This window comes from Arthrobacter sp. yr096 (genome assembly GCF_900108925.1).
Classification (GTDB): Bacteria; Actinomycetota; Actinomycetes; order Actinomycetales; family Micrococcaceae; genus Arthrobacter.
The window spans coordinates 587,467-602,508 of sequence record NZ_FNYI01000002.1 but is presented as its reverse complement, the minus strand read 5'-3'; the positions used below and the strand labels follow the sequence as shown (position 1 = coordinate 602,508).

Below are 15,042 nucleotides of genomic sequence, written 5' to 3'. Positions count from 1 at the left end.
GTCAGCGCTTCTCTGCCGTTCGCAGCACGTAGCCCACGCCGCGCTTGGTCTGAATCAGGGCTGCGGCATCAGGATCGATGTCCACTTTGCGGCGCAGGTAGGAAATGTAGGACTCAACGATCGAGGCATCACCGTTGAAGTCGTACTCCCAGACGTGGTCCAGGATCTGGGCTTTGGAAAGCACGCGGTTGGGGTTCAGCATGAGGTAGCGCAAGAGCTTGAACTCGGTGGGGGACAACTCAATGACGGTACCGCCGCGGCGGACCTCGTGGGCGTCGTCGTCGAGTTCAAGATCGTCGACGCGGATCACGGCGTCGTCATCTTCCAGCGGTTGGGTGCGGCGGAGAACGGCGCGGATGCGCGCCACCACTTCGTCCAGGCTGAAGGGCTTGGTGACGTAGTCGTCCCCGCCGACGGTCAAACCGGTGACTTTGTCCTCGGTGTCGTCCTTCGCGGTGAGGAACAGCACGGGGAAGTGCTTGCCTGCGGCACGGAGGCGGCGCGTCACCGTGAAGCCGTCCATATCCGGGAGCATGACGTCCAGGACTGCGAGGTCAGGAGCATGAAGGTCCGCTGCCGCGAGGGCTTCGCGACCATTGGATGCGGCCACGACCTCGAAACCTGCAAAGCGCAGGGACGTGGAGAGCAGCTCGCGGATGTTGGGTTCGTCATCGACGACAAGGAGCTTGGCTTCGGGGCCGTTCTTTTTCATGACATCCATGATGCTCCCAGAAACTGGGAGTTGTCTGGATGCTGCATGTGAGCGGACTGCGCGGCCGGACTACGGCGCCTGCGCGCCCGGACTACGGCGCCTGCGCGGAGTCCCTGAAGCCTCAAGCGCCCAGCACCAACCCCGTCCCGAGCGCCACCATGGTCACTGCGATGCCACCATCCAGGAATCGCCACGACAAGGGCCGCGCAAAGAAGCCGCGGAGGAAACGGGCGCCGAATCCCAGCGAGCAGAACCAGAGGATGCTGCCCAGCATGGCCCCTGCGCCGAACCACCACTGGAGTTGGGTGCCTTGGGCGCTGGCAATTGAGCCAAGAAGGGCAATGTCCAGGTAGACGTGGGGGTTGAGCCAAGTGAGGGCGAGGACGGTGGTGACAGCTGCGGCGATGCCGCGCTTGGCGCCGCCGTCGTTCCGTGTTCCTTCGGCGGTAGTCAGCGCTTGCGGCCGAAGGGCCCTGCGGGCGGCCATCAGGCCGTACGTCACCAGGAATGCCGCGCCAACGTAACGGAGGACGACGACGGCGGTGGGCGCCGCCGTCAGGAGGGCACCGGTGCCAAGGACACCGGCAGCGATCAATACGGCGTCGGACAACGCGCAGACAATCACTATGGGGACGATGTGTTCGCCGCGGATTCCTTGCCGGAGCACGAAGGCGTTTTGGGCCCCGATGGCGACGATCAGGGCCAGGCCCGTGGCCAGGCCGAGGCCTGCGGAATGGAAGAAGTCGATGTAGGTCACCTTTTGAAACTACGGTCGGCGATTCCTTTAGACCAGCTAAAGATTTTGATGCCACATAAGATGTTCTTATGCCTCAGTTTCCTTCCGAGCAATTGTTGACGTTCGCCACCGTGCTTTCCGAGGGCACACTGGATGCAGCGGCACAGCTGCTGCACATCACGCCGTCGGCGGTGTCGCAGAGGCTCAAAGCGTTGGAACAATCGGCAGGCCAGGTGCTGCTGCAGCGCAGTAACCCCGCCAGGGCAACGACGGCCGGTGAAGTTGTTCTGCGTTTGGCCCGACAAATCGCGCAGCTTGAGGCCGATGCAGGGAGGGAACTCGGTTTGGGTGCAGACGCGGCGCAGCTGGCCGTGCCGATCGTGGTCAACGCGGATTCGTTGGCGGTGTGGTTCCTGCAAGCGCTGGCCCGCGTTCCCGGCGACCTCAATGTCACCTTTGACCTCCACCGGGACGACGAACAACATTCCACGTCGCTGCTGCGCTCCGGGACGGTGATGGCGGCTGTCACCGCGACGCCCGAGCCCGTGCAGGGCTGCCGCGTGGAAAGCCTGGGCGTCATGCGGTACCGGGCAGTGGCAGCACCCGGCTACATGGAACGGTGGTTTCCGGAGTTCCCGGACGGCCTGGAGAAATCAACGCTCAACGCAGCACCCACCGTTGACTTCGACCGCAAGGACACGTACCAGTGGGCCTTCGTGCAGTCGTGGCCAGGTGATGACCGGGCAGCTGCTCCGGAACGAAAAGGGCCCCGCCACTACGTCCCGGCCTCGCAGGACTTCGGCGACGCGATCCGTTTGGGCCTTGGCTGGGGATTGATTCCGGAGGTGCAGTGCGGACCGGACATCGCGGACGGCCGGCTGATCGAACTGGCCCCGGAACGGCCCTTCGACGTCCCGCTTTACTGGCAGCGATGGAAGACGGCGTCGCGGGTCCTGGACGTGCTGAGCGACACGGTGCGCGAGGTATCAGCGCAGTACCTGACCAGACCGGTACCGAGCTCCTAAATACGAACACGCCCGCGGATGCTTCCAATAATGTCAGTGCCCCGATCCACACTTAAAACATGGCAAACACAGCAGCTCCCGCAAGCATTCACCAGCACCTCCACGTCGATGTCGAGTTCCACGTGACGTACTTGGATACTGACACCGGCCATATCCGACGCGAGGATTTCCATGACCTGGCCGCGGCGGAACGCTTTGCCAGTGCCCAACTCCGCGACGAGGATGGCTGGGCCGTGGTGGACCACGTCAAGATCCCGGCAGCCAGTCGAATGGTCGCCTAGGAACCCAAGCACCCTGCAGTACCGGGGCACCACAACCATGTTCTGTCCGGGTCACTCCGGCTTGTTGTGGGCATGGCCGCCGTGAACGAAGGGCGATGACACGCCCTGGTATTTGAGCAGCATCATCATTCCTTCGGCCGCATGATCCAGGTTGTGGCAATGATCCATCCAGATACCGGGATTGTCGGCGTGAAGCAGCAGTTCCCATACTTCGCCGGGCAACACGTCCACAGTGTCCAGGACCAAGGGCGATCCTCCGGGAGCCGTTCCGTTCCTGCTCAGCACCTGCACGTGGTGTCCGTGGGGATGCATGGGATGAGGTTCGGCGGTGCGGTTCACTACCGTGACTTTGACGGTGTCGCCTTCAGCCACGTCGATGGACGGGACCAGAGGGTATGCAGCACCGTTGACGGTGAAGGCATAACGCGGAACACCGTCCACAAAACGGAACTGCCGGTCCAGCACCAGCACCTCCTCGCGCGTGATCGTCGTTGCTTGCGGAAGCGGCTGGCCGGCACGGGTCCCGACCATGGGTTTGCCATAGTCCAACAGGTCGAGCACGGGGGTTGTGGCGAACACACCGGCGGGCGCTTTCTCCGGCACACCAGCCGCAGCTTCCGGGGCGTCATGCCCTGATGGGACCACCACGACGACGGCGCTGGCCGCGGCATCGGAGCGTAGCGTCACCAGCGTTCCGGGCATGGTGAAAGCGATGTCCACGCGCCCTCCGGCACCAAGGCGCACCAGTTTGCCCGAAACGTCGCCCGGCTGGTTCACTTCCGTTCCGTCCACCGCGACGACCTTGAAGGGGGTGCCCTCCACCACGTAACGCTGCGGCAGGGAATCGGTGTTTATCAGACGCATCCGCACGCTCGAGCCGGGTGCGGCTGTGTGTGGACTGCGGCGGTCTGAGGAGCCCAGCAACCCCAGACCGCTGAGGTCGTGTCCGGCCACCACTATGTCCGTGTCAGCACGGGGCAGTGCGGGGTCGTGCACGACGAATGTGCCGTAGAGGCCCTTGCGGACGCCCTCGGCCGAATCCTGGTGCGTGTGGTACCAGTAGGTGCCGGACTGTGCTGCGGTAAAGCGGTAGGTCATGGACTGTCCCGGCATCACGGCGTCCTGGGTTGCTCCTGCCACGCCGTCCATGGCGTTGGGGACGTCGTATCCATGCCAGTGCAGCGTGACTCCGGCGGCGACATCGCGGTTTGTGAGCTCCACCTCCAGGACTTCGCCCAGATGGGCCTCCAACGCAGGGCCGGGGACGCTGCCGAACGTCCAGGCTTCCGTCGTCTGGCCGGACGGAAGCGTTACGTGCTCTACCCGGGCGGTCAGTTCATACCGCCGGACCACGGCGTCCGCGGGGGAGGTGCCCAGCAGGCTGGTCACCGGGATTGTATCCGCCATGGTGGTGGCGGCGTTGGTACTGTCGTGATGCCCGACGGCGGCGCTGATCACCGCGCCGTCGGCGGACCGGCTCCCGAGCCAGGCAAAGACTCCGGAGCCCAGGACAGTACAGGCCATGAGCCCGGCGACGGCGGCAGCCGCCGTCGGACGCCTGCCCAAGCGAGACGTGCCGCCCCCGCGCGCGGCGGGCCCGCGACCGAACAGTGCCAGCCTTGCGAGCAGCACGCTCCCGGCCACCATGAACAACAGCACGGTAAGGGCCCACAGGGCGGGGAACGGTCCAAGTACGAGGGCCAGTGCGAGGGACGCCAGGGATGATGCCGCGGCGGCCACAAGGGACAGCACAGCCCACTCCCGGGATGGTCCGGAGCGGGCCCTGACCTTCCCGTCAGGTTTGAAGCCGGTGTTCCGCCTCCTCAGCAAGAACGGAACACCGGCCATCGCGGCCCAAGCCGCGGGGATGGCGGTCAGAGGCAGGTTGATGGTTGTGCGTTCGCTGGCAAACCACCAACTGCCCGCCACCAAAGCAGGAAGCAAGGCGTAACGCGCCGCAGTGGCTGCGACGGCAATGCCTGTCAGCAGCAATGCCAGGTCAAGGGAACGGAACCAGGGCACCGCGCTGCTGGACGGATCCCCGCTGGGAATTCCAGCGGTTGACGCAACGGTCAACCAAACGGCGGTGATCCAGCCGCCGGCCGCGAGGACGGACAGCACCAGATCCACCGCCAGCAGCTGCGAGGTGTTCACAGCTGCCCTTGGTCAGGCCGTGCTGGGCGAGGCGGAAGCATCCGGGGATGCGGCCTTGGGTGGCAGCGGTTGTGGATTCAGGGCCACCGCCCGGGCGCGGTTGAACAGCCAGTAGGACATGAAGATCATCAGCACACCGACGATGGGGTGGATCGAGACAACCCACGAGCCGGACGGTGTGATGAATTCCGGCGAGGAACCGGTCAGCATGCCGCCGATGATGAAAATGAACAATTGGACCCACGTCAGCAGGAATATTCCTGCCGCCAGCCAGATTGTCCGGGATCCCACCCGGGCGATCGCGGCGACGATGGCGGCCAGCAGAGCCGAATAGCGGAGTACATACTGTCCGTTGACTGCGTGGAAAACGCCCGCTTCACGCTGGGCTTCGATGGTGTTCTGAAAGTGGAAGTATCCAGCGAAAAGCAGCTGTGCCAGTGCTGACAGCAGGACGATCGCGGAGAGGACCAGGAGAACTTTGCGCATGGGGAATCCTCTGATGAAGATGCACAGTATCTAGGCCTTCAAACCGCCGGCTCCCTGGCTGCGGGATTCCCCCACCGCCGACGGCTGGCCGCCGGATTGCCTGGACCAGGGGCAAACCAAAGGGCGGAGAGCTTCACTAGGAATCGTAAAATTGCTGGACATTAACTGCAAGGGTCCTGACGTTTAAAATTGCCGGCGCGGCCCTATTGTTCCTGCTCCACGTCCTTGCCCACGTCCTTGGCATCCATGATCCGGTAGGCGTAACCCTGTTCGGCCAGGAAGCGTTGACGTTTGGCAGCAAAGTCCTGGTCCAAGGTGTCGCGGGCAACCAATGAGTAGAACCTGGCCGCACGCCCGTCCTTCTTAGGGCGCAGGAGCCGTCCAAGTCGTTGGGCCTCTTCCTGGCGTGAGCCGAAGGAGCCCGATACCTGGATGGCCACAGAGGCTTCGGGGAGGTCGATGGAGAAGTTGGCCACCTTGGACACCACCAGAGTGTGGATCTCGCCCTTGCGGAAGGCATCGAAGAGTTTCTGCCGTGCCTTGACGCTGGTTTCGCCCTTGATGAGGGGAGCGTCCAGTCGCTCTGCGATCTCGTCGAGCTGGTCGATGTACTGGCCAATCACCAGCAATTGCTCACCCTTGTGGACGGCCACCAACTGCTCCACCAAATGTGTTTTCGTTTCGGAGGTAGCACAGAGCCGGTACTTGTCGGCGTCGTCTGCAATGGCGTAGGCAACGCGCTCGTCCCTGGGGAGGTCCACCCGGACTTCCACACAGTCCGCGGGAGCGATGTAGCCCTGTGCTTCGATGTCCTTCCACGGTGCGTCGTACCGCTTGGGTCCGATCAGGCTGAACACTTCGCCTTCCCGGCCGTCCTCCCGCACCAAGGTGGCCGTAAGGCCGAGCCGACGCCGGGCCTGCAGGTCCGCGGTCATCCGGAAGATCGGGGCGGGCAGAAGGTGGACTTCGTCGTAGATGATGAGTCCCCAGTCATGTCCGTCCACGAGTTCCAGGTGTGGGTAGAGCCCACCCCGCTTGGTGGTCAGGACCTGGTAGGTGGCAATGGTGACGGGACGGACTTCCTTGACGGCTCCGGAGTATTCGCCAATCTCGTCCTCGGTCAACGATGTCCGCTTGAGCAGTTCGTCCTTCCACTGCCGCGCAGAGACGGTATTGGTGACCAGGATCAGGGTGGTGGTGGAGGACGTGGCCATGGCTGCCGCACCCACCAGCGTCTTGCCGGCACCGCAGGGAAGCACGACGACCCCGCTGCCGCCGGCCCAGAAGTTCTCCGTGGCCAGTTTTTGGTAGGGACGCAACTGCCAGCCGCTTTCGTCCAGCATGATCAGGTGCGGCTGCCCGTCGACGTAACCGGCCAAGTCTTCGGCCGGCCACCCCAATTTCAGGAGCAACTGTTTCAGCTGCCCGCGCTGGGAGGAATGGACCACCACGGTTTCGCCATCGATCCGGGGCCCCAGCAGCGGGGCGATCTTCTTGGCGCGGATGACCTCCTCCAGCACGGGGTAATCGTCGGTCCGCATCACCAGTCCGTGCTGGGGATCCTTCTCAAGCCGCAGGCGGCCATAGCGGGACATTGTTTCTTCGATGTCGATCAGCAGGGCGTGCGGCACCGGAAAGCGGGAGTACTTCAGCAAGGTGTCCAGCACCTGCTCGGCATCCAGCCCTGCGGCCCGGGCATTCCAGAGCCCCAACGGGGTCAGCCGGTAGCTGTGCATGTGTTCCGGAGCGCGTTCCAGTTCCGCGAACGCAGCGATGGCATGCCGTGCTTCTGTGGCGAGCTCGTGGTCGACTTCCAGCAGGATGGTTTTGTCACTTTGTACGATCAGCGGACCGTCGGTCACTGTTGAATCCTCACTTCTCCTGCGGGTTCCACATCGATGATCCTGTGAATCGACAACACCCGCTCGGTATCCTTGGCGGGATCGAATACCCTGACGCGTCCACCGGACACGGATACAGGAACAACAGTTTCAGTATTGGAATTCCCCAGGCTATCCACCACATTCATGGTGACGGCCTGTTTGAGCCGGATCGCCGTTTGCAGCGTCTCAAGGCCCAGTTGCGTTGACGCTTCGCCCGTCGCTTCGGCCGGGACGCCGCGGTGCTGCCGCAGGACGGAAAGCTGTGCCTCGACGTCGTCGTCCGGCGGAGCCGTCCGCGGCGCGGTATATACCGGGCGGGCGCTCCCCGGGGCGGCTGTGGTCCGCTTGAAACGCACGACGGCGGGCTCGGCCTCCTGTACGGCAGGCGACAGTCCCAGCTCACGCAGGACGCGCGCAGTTTCGCGGGGGCTGGCCGAAGAGGTCAGCACGGTGGGCGCGATGCGCACCAGGCTCAAAGCCGACGTACGGGCCTCGTTCAAGAGGTCGCTGATGGCGGTTTCGTCATCACTTTGGATGTAGCTGGCACTCGTGCTGATCCGGAGCCGGCCATGCCGGGACGAGGTGTCCTGGATGAGGTAGGCCAAGGGCTGGGGCACGTCCGTAGCGGAATGCTCACGGAGGAACGCCAACAGCGACTCCGCATCCTGTCCGGCGTCGAGCGCCCTGCGGATGGTGCCGGCTGAGAACCGGTAGATCGAGGCTGGGCCCTGGCCTTCGGCGTCGGCCATCAGGAGCAGCGTTTCGCTGAGTTCCGGCGCCAAGTACCCGGGCGCCACTGCCGTGAGGTCGGCCTGCAGCAGGATGTGGTTCACAGCGGCGGGCAAATGCTCACCCAGGATGGTGATGGCTTGATCAGGCTGCGCATCGGCAATGGCCGAACCCAATTGGGTCAGGGCACCGGAGCCCATCAGGCCCAGAAGCGTGGCTTCCTCGAGGATGCCGCGGACCAGTGAACTGAATCGGCGCGACATCCGCGGCTGTGCCCATTCGGCCCGCTGCAGGACGGCCCGGGCGTCCAGGACCGGTGCTTTGCCGTCCGGGGCGGCGGCTTCCACCGTCAGCTCGTTCAGGATTTCCAGGACCCTCCGGCGGACCACAGGGGCATCGGGCCTCTGCGCCTCGGCGGACAACGCGTTGATGGTGGTACCGGCGGCACCCTGGTGCGCGGCCGACGACGCCGGCCCCGTCAGCGGCTGGCCCACCAGAGACGGCGCGCGCTCGCTGGCCAGCCACGCATTGACCAGCCACAGCCACTGCTCCTGCCGGGGCAGGGTGAGCCATTCAAGAGACGGCGGCTGCACCCAGGTGGAGTTGTCGACGTCCAGGCGCAACAGCCCTGCCATGGCACACAGCTCAAGGAGGACAGCCGTCTCATGCGCGCCCAAACGGATGGATTCGGCCAGGCGCCGCAGCTCGCGCACGCCTACGCCGCCGCTCCTGAGCGTAGCGAGGGGCTGTTCCCGCACCGCGAACAGCAGTTCACCGGTCAGTCGCAGGATCTCGGCAATAGCGCCCATGGCGGCGTTGCGGCGCAGGGCGGCACTCGTGTGTCCGAGCTCAGGAACGGGTGGGGCCAGCGTGAAGTCATCCACTATTGCGCCGCCACGCAGGGCGAGCCCCACGCTGTGTGGCAGTTCAACATGGCCGGCGTCCAGGGGAACCAGCAGGCCGCGCGCCAGCAGCCAGTCGATGGGTCCGACGTCGTTGCTCTCGTGGGTGACGGACGCCCGCCGCTGGGCTTGGGGTACTGCGCCCATGGCCCAGCTGCCGAACTTATCCAGCAGTCCAATGGTCCGTTCCGGTGCCGACGCCAGGATGGTGCGCAGGTTTTCGGGAGTGGACGTCCAGCGTTGGAGTGCCAAGGCGGCATCCATCGGCGTGCTGGCGGGGTGGATGCCGGCGCCGCTCTGATGGAGTTCAGCCACCAGTTGTACTACCCGCTGGGCGAAGGCCGGCTGCAGCCTGACCAGTTCCGTATAGCTCCTGCCGAGGCCGGCCGGGTAGATGCCGATGACGTCCTTGAGGCTGCCCACTGGAAGGTAAAAGCGCTGACGGGACGACGTAGCGGGGGAACCCGCGGGTGGATCAGCCCGGTGTATCAGCGCCAATTCCTGCAGCTTGGCCAGGATCGGGTCCAACGCCGACAGGGTGGATCCTGCAATGACCTTCTTCAGCCCGGCCGCAGAAATGCTGTGGCCGGTATCCGCGTTGGTACACAGATGGAGTGTCTCCAGGACCTGCATTTCCGGCTTGTTCAGGCGTTCCAGGGCCCGCTGGACACTGACGCGGGCGCTCGCCCGGGCAGCCAAAGCTGCAAAGTCCGGTGCCATGGGGGAGATGAGGTCCGGTCGCGCGGCAAACAAAGCCCGCAGCGAATTGTCGCTGCGCGCTTCCAGTTCCTTGCTGAGCGCGCGAATAAGGGACATCAATCCAACGTTACCGCCCCGCGGCCGCTCGTGCCTGTCCGTGGGGCGGGTGGTTACTGCCGGCGGCGCTGGCGGATGGCGTCCAGCACCAGGATTGCCGCGAGCATGAAGGCGACGGGCAGGCCGTAGAGAGCTGTGGAGGTAACCCAGACCGGCGTTGCGCCGCCGCTGAGGGCAACCACCATGACCGCCGCAACTGCGGCCAACGACACGGCGGCGATGACGGCGGCAATGATCATGAGGGGGCGGCGGTAACCCGGGGAAGTCATGCCCACAACGCTAGCAGCAGCACCCGAAGGGGATGCACGGCTGGCCGCTGGTGTGCTTCGGGTACTGCGTGGTGGCGACAAAGCGGGAATAGGGGGTCCGGCAGGATAACCTTGAAGGAACAGACCAACACGGACCGGGCTGTCACTCTCGATCCCGCAGAACCCTGCGGATGCGGTGACCGGCCCGACGTGTCTCCCACAGCAAGAACGAAGAAGGTTGATTACGTGCCTACCGGCAAGGTCAAGTGGTATGACAAGGAAAAAGGCTTCGGATTCCTCGCGGCTGAGGACGGCCAGGAAGTATTCCTGCCCAAAACGTCCCTGCCCGCAGGAGTAACGGAGCTCAAAGCTGGGACCCGCGTGGAGTTCGGCGTGGCCGATGGCCGCCGCGGAGCCCAGGCGCTGGGGTTGCGTGTCCTGGAAAAGACGCCGTCCATCGCCAAAGCCAAGCGCATGAACGCCAAGGACCTGGCACCCATGGTGCAGGACCTGGTGACCGTACTGGATAACCTCTCCGGTTCGCTGTCCTCCGGCAAGTACCCCGACGGAAACAAGGCCAAGGCCATCAGCATGGCGCTGCGCAAGGTTGCCGACGAGCTGGAAGCCTAGGACCATGACATCGGAATCCGCACAGGACACAAAGGCCGGAAGGGACGCGCAGGCCGGCCCTGACGCTGCCCAGGCTCCTGAAAACGGGGGAATCCCCGCGCGGAAGCCGGTGGCGGCCAAGTCGCGCGCCGGCTTGCCCGTGTGGCGCACCGGTAAGCCGGACGCCTTCCTCGCGGCCGCCGTCGACGTTGCCAGGGAAGCAGTTGAAGGCATCGCCAACCCGGGCGAAGTCGGGGCGCACCTCGGCGCCAAATCGGAGGGTGATCGCGTGGTCACCCATCTCTTCGAGTCCAGGCTTGCCGGCTACGGCGGCTGGCAGTGGTACGCCGTGGTGACGCGCAATTCACGCTCCAAAATCGTGACAGTGAGCGAGCTCGGCCTGCTCCCGTCCGAAGAATCGATCCTGGCCCCGGAATGGGTGCCGTGGGCCAAGCGAGTCCGTCCCGAGGATGAAACACCTTTGGTGGAGGAGACGGTCGGGGACGTCACGGAAGAGTCCGTGCAGGCCGCCGAAGACGAGGCCACCGAGCCCGCTGGGTCAGAGGATGATGAAGAAGCCGAAGAAAGCGATGACGCTGACCAGACCGGGGCTAAGTAGCAGCCCTCCGGTTGCATCGGTCCGGCGGCCGGCGTCGTAATCCGCCACGCAGCTTAAACGGCGTCGGCGCCGTTCGGAGAAATACCCGAACGACGCCGACCCAAACCACGCGCGGAAGCCGCGCCCGGCGCTACTTCTTCAGTTCGCCCACCACGTAGTCGATGCTGGCAAGCAGAGCGGAAACGTCGTCCGGCTCGATGGCCACAAACGTTGCGATGCGCAGTTGGTTACGGCCAAGCTTGCGGTAAGGCTCGGTATCCACCACACCGTTGGCGCGCAGGACCTTTGCGATGGCCGCGGCGTCAATGGAGTCATCAAAGTCAATGGTGGCAATGACGTTGGAGCGGTCCTCGGCCTTGGCAACGAACGGCGTTGCGTACTCCGAAGCCTCAGCCCAGGAGTAGATCCGGTTGGCGGAGTCTGCCGTGCGCTTGCTCGCGAAGTCCAGCCCGCCATTGCTGTTGAGCCACTGCACCTGGGCGTCCAGCGTTACCAGCGTGGACAGCGAAGGCGTGTTGTACGTCTGGTTCAGTTTGGAGTTGTCGATTGCGGTCTGCAGATCCAGGAAGTCCGGAATCCAGCGGCCACTTGCCTTGACGCGTGCAGCGCGTTCCAGCGCGGCAGGGGAGAAGAGGCCAAGCCACAGGCCGCCATCGGAGGCGAAGTTCTTCTGCGGAGCGAAGTAGTAGACGTCCGACTCCGCAACGTCCACGTCCAGACCACCGGCCGCTGAGGTGGCGTCCACCAGGACGAGGGAGCCTTCGTCAGCACCCTGGACCCGCTTCACGGGAGCGGCTACGCCAGTTGACGTTTCGTTCTGGGGCCAGGCGTAAACGTCAACACCGGCTTCGGCCTGCGCCACCGGGCGGGTGCCGGGCTCGGCTTTGATGATGGAGGACGCGTCCAGGAACGGTGCCTTGTTGGTGGCGGCGGCAAACTTCGAACCAAACTCGCCGAAGGAAAGGTGCTGTGCCTTCTTTTCCACCAGGCCGAATGCGGCGACGTCCCAGAAAGCGGTGGATCCCCCGACGCCCAGGACTACCTCGTAGCCTTCGGGAGCACGGAAGAACTCGCTGAGTCCTTCACGGACCGAACCCACCAGGTTCTTGACGGGAGCCTGGCGGTGGGAAGTGCCGAGAATAGTGGACGATGCTGCAGACAGCGCCTCGATCTGTTCCGGGCGAACCTTGGACGGTCCAGCGCCGAAGCGTCCGTCCTTGGGCAGGAGATCGGCGGGAATGGTGATGCTGTTGTCGCTCACGTGGCGCTCCAATGGGTGTCGGCTAGAGATGGGAGGTGGCATGGGGCATCAACTGCCCCTTCGACACCCCAATTCTGCCTGACACGGCCCGCGCGCAGGAACCTGCGGCCTTCATAGTCCGCTACGTGGAACGTCTCCGCTCAGGATACGAACCATATGCGACCGGAATTATCCAGAGTAATTCCAAATAAGCTAGGCTGGGGGTTGGCGTTCATGGGGCGGCGGTGCACACCGGCCTCCCCGGCAGAGGACGCTGTACGGTGGAGATTACGCAAGGAACTGCGTTCGAGGAGAGCTGAGCTGGATGACGGATCTGATCGATACCACTGAGATGTATCTTCGGACCATTTTGGAGCTTGAAGAAGAGAACATTGTGGCACTCAGGGCCCGCATCGCCGAGCGCCTGCGCCACTCCGGCCCCACAGTCTCGCAGACCATCGGACGCATGGAACGCGACGGCCTGGTGATCGTCTCGAACGATCGACACCTGGAATTGACTGAGGTTGGGCGGAAGCGCGCCACCGAGGTCATGCGTAAGCACCGCCTCGCCGAGCGCCTGCTGGCTGACGTGATCGGACTGGACTGGGCCTATGTCCACGATGAAGCGTGTCGCTGGGAGCACGTGATGAGCGAGCGGGTGGAGCGCCGGCTGTATGAACTCCTGGAGCACCCCACTGAATCTCCTTACGGCAACCCCATCCCGGGACTGGAAGCCCTCGGTGGCCTTGCCAGCCAGCCGTTTCCCCGGCTGGACGTCAACCTGCTGCAGGCCATGGAAGGCTATGCCACCGATTCCCGCGTGGCGGTCACCCGCCTGGCGGAACCCATCCAGGTGGAACCTGAACTCCTCACCCAATTGGATGAAGGCGGAATCCGGCCCGGCGCCTCGGTTTCGCTGGAACGCGTGGGGGAGTACATCTCCGTGCGGGTTCCCGGCATCGAAGGTGCTTTGGAGCTGCCTCCCGAGGTAGCTGCCCACGTCTTCGTCTCTGTTGGCTGACGGGTTTCCGGCTTACCCCTACTGCCGCGTCGTGGCATATCTCACTTTTGCGCCCTTGGCGCGCGTGTGACCTGCGGTTTTCCGCAAATGATGATAAGGGCCTCTCAGTACATCCGCGTTTCTGTTGATAACGAATTTATTACTAAGGGCTTTAATCCCCTATAGTTATCTACTAGCGCCGATACCAAAGCGTTACCTGATCCGGAGCCGAGCTCTGCCAGCGGATCAGGTGTGTCATCCACCACTGGCAGAGGCGGGGGAACCACAAGCGGCTGTCTAAAGAAGCAGCCTTGGGGTGAAGTCCGCAGCAGAAGTGCCCACTTACGCTAGTCCCTCCTGGGATACCTGTGTGTCGTGAGCGCCTCGTGCGGACCGGGTCTTTGAACTCTCTGACCCGAATCCGACAGCTAACTTCGCAGGCTTTTTAGAGAGGAACAGAGTTTGACATCGCAGAACGTCAGGGGCCGCCGCCGCGCGTCCGGCCCCGCTGCTGAGCTGCGGCCAGCCCGCGTCGTATCGGAGATCCGGCCACGCGACACCGAACGCCAGGTGCGCCGCCGTAAGAGCCCGTTGCGCCAGGTAGCCGACTTCGCCGCAGCCAGTGGTGTAGGGCAGAAGGCCGGAGTTGCGCTTGCCGCCACCGGGCTCGCCCTGACTGTCGGTCTGCCGGCCACGAGCCCCGTTATGGCCACTTCTGAACTGGGCCAGACCGAATCCGCTCTTGCGGTCACCGGTGGCAGCCAGCCCGAGGTTTCCGCGGCTGCATCGGCCAAAATCGACTTCAGCCGTGCCGCGGTGGCTACTGCCGCAGATCCCGACGGCAAGCTGAAGCAGCTGCTCAGCGCGCAGTCCGCGGGCAGCATTCAGCGGGCATCATCGGCAGGCACCATGGCCAGCCCCCTTGACACGCTGACCACGGCTTCACCCTTTGGCTACCGCGTCAGCCCCCTCACCGGCGGTGCCGGGGACTTCCACCGTGGCCAGGACTTCGTTGCCCAGTGCGGCACGGCCGTCCATGCAGCCGCCAGCGGAAAAGTCACCTTTGCGGGATGGCACGAGTACGGCGGAGGCAACCGCGTGGTGGTAGACCACGGCAACGGCCTGGAGACCACGTACAACCACCTGTCGTCCTTCACCGTCAAGGTGGGCCAGACTGTCAGCCGTGGCGATACCGTCGCGCTGAGCGGCACCACGGGCGCTTCCACCGGCTGCCACCTCCACTTTGAGGTCCAGGTCAACGGCGAAGTTGTCGATCCCATGGGCTGGCTCTAAGCCAGTTGATGGTTGTCTCTCGCATTCGTGACACACCCCGTGACCTGAATGTGACATTCGCGTCCAACTGTTGTACCGTACAAAGCGCATCGGCTTTTTAGGGGGCCGGTGCACTTGAGTGGATTGCCTAGCTCTGCCACCGCTCAAGGTCCGTTCGCATAAATCGTCTGGCAGGGGCGGGGGAACCACTTCTGGTCTTCGAAAGAAGGCCTTGGGGTTAAGTCGCAAAGCTTCCTTGAAGCAGCGCGGCCGGATGACTCCCATCCGAATCCGACAGCTCACCTCGCAGGCATTGGGAGAGGCTACCTA

General features: G+C 64.1%; 14 protein-coding genes and 2 riboswitches. Of the genes, 6 read left to right on the top strand and 8 right to left on the bottom strand.

The annotated features are described in order from the left end of the window. Position 1: 1 nt before the first annotated feature. Complete coding sequence (locus BMY91_RS07495) at positions 2-712, bottom strand: response regulator transcription factor (protein WP_026543233.1); 711 nt, start codon at positions 710-712, stop codon at positions 2-4. A gap of 121 nt (positions 713-833) precedes the next feature. Continuing rightward, positions 834-1,469: a LysE/ArgO family amino acid transporter gene (locus BMY91_RS07490; protein WP_090820448.1), complete on the bottom strand. Its 636-nt coding sequence runs from the start codon at positions 1,467-1,469 to the stop codon at positions 834-836. A 68-nt stretch (positions 1,470-1,537) separates the two neighbouring features. Here BMY91_RS07490 and BMY91_RS07485 point away from each other — a divergent pair, with 68 nt between their 5' ends. After that, positions 1,538-2,473: a LysR family transcriptional regulator ArgP gene (locus BMY91_RS07485; protein WP_090820446.1), complete on the top strand. Its 936-nt coding sequence runs from the start codon at positions 1,538-1,540 to the stop codon at positions 2,471-2,473. Positions 2,474-2,532: 59 nt separating this feature from the next. After that, the gene (locus tag BMY91_RS07480) at positions 2,533-2,754 is read left to right on the top strand and encodes a hypothetical protein (RefSeq protein ID WP_090820444.1); all 222 of its coding nucleotides are present in this window, start codon (positions 2,533-2,535) and stop codon (positions 2,752-2,754) included. 51 nt (positions 2,755-2,805) lie between these two features. Here BMY91_RS07480 and BMY91_RS07475 read toward each other — a convergent pair whose 3' ends face one another. From BMY91_RS07475 to BMY91_RS07455, 5 genes are all read right to left on the bottom strand, one after another. Next, complete coding sequence (locus tag BMY91_RS07475) at positions 2,806-4,908, bottom strand: multicopper oxidase family protein (RefSeq protein WP_090820443.1); 2,103 nt, start codon at positions 4,906-4,908, stop codon at positions 2,806-2,808. A 12-nt stretch (positions 4,909-4,920) separates the two neighbouring features. Continuing rightward, positions 4,921-5,394: a hypothetical protein gene (locus tag BMY91_RS07470; RefSeq protein ID WP_090820440.1), complete on the bottom strand. Its 474-nt coding sequence runs from the start codon at positions 5,392-5,394 to the stop codon at positions 4,921-4,923. Positions 5,395-5,597: 203 nt separating this feature from the next. Then, positions 5,598-7,256 (bottom strand): DNA repair helicase XPB, encoded by a 1,659-nt coding sequence (locus BMY91_RS07465; RefSeq protein WP_090820439.1) that lies wholly within the window; start codon positions 7,254-7,256, stop codon positions 5,598-5,600. After that, the gene (locus BMY91_RS07460) at positions 7,253-9,724 is read right to left on the bottom strand and encodes a helicase-associated domain-containing protein (protein ID WP_090820437.1); all 2,472 of its coding nucleotides are present in this window, start codon (positions 9,722-9,724) and stop codon (positions 7,253-7,255) included. Before BMY91_RS07460 ends, BMY91_RS07465 begins: the two co-directional genes overlap by 4 nt. A 53-nt stretch (positions 9,725-9,777) precedes the next feature. Beyond that, complete coding sequence (locus tag BMY91_RS07455; RefSeq protein ID WP_090820435.1) at positions 9,778-9,993, bottom strand: hypothetical protein; 216 nt, start codon at positions 9,991-9,993, stop codon at positions 9,778-9,780. A 225-nt stretch (positions 9,994-10,218) separates the two neighbouring features. On the opposite strand from BMY91_RS07455, the gene BMY91_RS07450 reads away from it, so the two are divergent. Both BMY91_RS07450 and BMY91_RS07445 read left to right on the top strand, forming a co-directional pair. Next, complete coding sequence (locus BMY91_RS07450) at positions 10,219-10,602, top strand: cold-shock protein (RefSeq protein ID WP_090820714.1); 384 nt, start codon at positions 10,219-10,221, stop codon at positions 10,600-10,602. Positions 10,603-10,606: 4 nt separating this feature from the next. Further along, positions 10,607-11,200, top strand: coding sequence for a DUF3027 domain-containing protein (locus BMY91_RS07445; protein WP_090820433.1), 594 nt, complete (start codon positions 10,607-10,609; stop codon positions 11,198-11,200). 130 nt (positions 11,201-11,330) lie between these two features. Here the strand turns inward: BMY91_RS07445 and serC are convergent, their stop codons facing one another. Beyond that, positions 11,331-12,461 carry a phosphoserine transaminase gene (serC, locus tag BMY91_RS07440; RefSeq protein WP_090820431.1) on the bottom strand — a complete coding sequence of 377 codons (1,131 nt, stop codon included), beginning with the start codon at positions 12,459-12,461 and terminating at the stop codon, positions 11,331-11,333. A gap of 304 nt (positions 12,462-12,765) precedes the next feature. Between serC and BMY91_RS07435 the strand changes: the two genes are divergently transcribed. Both BMY91_RS07435 and BMY91_RS07430 read left to right on the top strand, forming a co-directional pair. Next, positions 12,766-13,461, top strand: coding sequence for an iron-dependent transcriptional repressor DtxR (locus BMY91_RS07435; protein WP_090820429.1), 696 nt, complete (start codon positions 12,766-12,768; stop codon positions 13,459-13,461). 195 nt (positions 13,462-13,656) lie between these two features. Next, positions 13,657-13,898, top strand: a riboswitch (cyclic di-AMP (ydaO/yuaA leader). Between the two features lie 4 nt (positions 13,899-13,902). Continuing rightward, a complete protein-coding gene (locus BMY91_RS07430) occupies positions 13,903-14,733 on the top strand; it encodes a M23 family metallopeptidase (RefSeq protein WP_090820427.1) in 831 nt (276 codons plus the stop codon). Positions 14,734-14,871: 138 nt separating this feature from the next. Beyond that, positions 14,872-15,039: riboswitch (cyclic di-AMP (ydaO/yuaA leader) on the top strand. Positions 15,040-15,042 lie beyond the last annotated feature (3 nt).

Excerpts from the sequence above, each read along its gene's own strand:
- BMY91_RS07495 (WP_026543233.1), bottom strand. The coding sequence starts at position 712 with ATGAAAAAGAACGGCCCCGAAGCCAAGCTCCTTGTCGTCGATGACGAA.
- BMY91_RS07485 (WP_090820446.1), top strand. The coding sequence starts at position 1,538 with ATGCCTCAGTTTCCTTCCGAGCAATTGTTGACGTTCGCCACCGTGCTT.
- BMY91_RS07480 (WP_090820444.1), top strand. The coding sequence starts at position 2,533 with ATGGCAAACACAGCAGCTCCCGCAAGCATTCACCAGCACCTCCACGTC.
- BMY91_RS07470 (WP_090820440.1), bottom strand. The coding sequence starts at position 5,394 with ATGCGCAAAGTTCTCCTGGTCCTCTCCGCGATCGTCCTGCTGTCAGCA.
- BMY91_RS07460 (WP_090820437.1), bottom strand. The coding sequence starts at position 9,724 with ATGTCCCTTATTCGCGCGCTCAGCAAGGAACTGGAAGCGCGCAGCGAC.
- BMY91_RS07455 (WP_090820435.1), bottom strand. The coding sequence starts at position 9,993 with ATGACTTCCCCGGGTTACCGCCGCCCCCTCATGATCATTGCCGCCGTC.
- BMY91_RS07445 (WP_090820433.1), top strand. The coding sequence starts at position 10,607 with ATGACATCGGAATCCGCACAGGACACAAAGGCCGGAAGGGACGCGCAG.
- BMY91_RS07435 (WP_090820429.1), top strand. The coding sequence starts at position 12,766 with ATGACGGATCTGATCGATACCACTGAGATGTATCTTCGGACCATTTTG.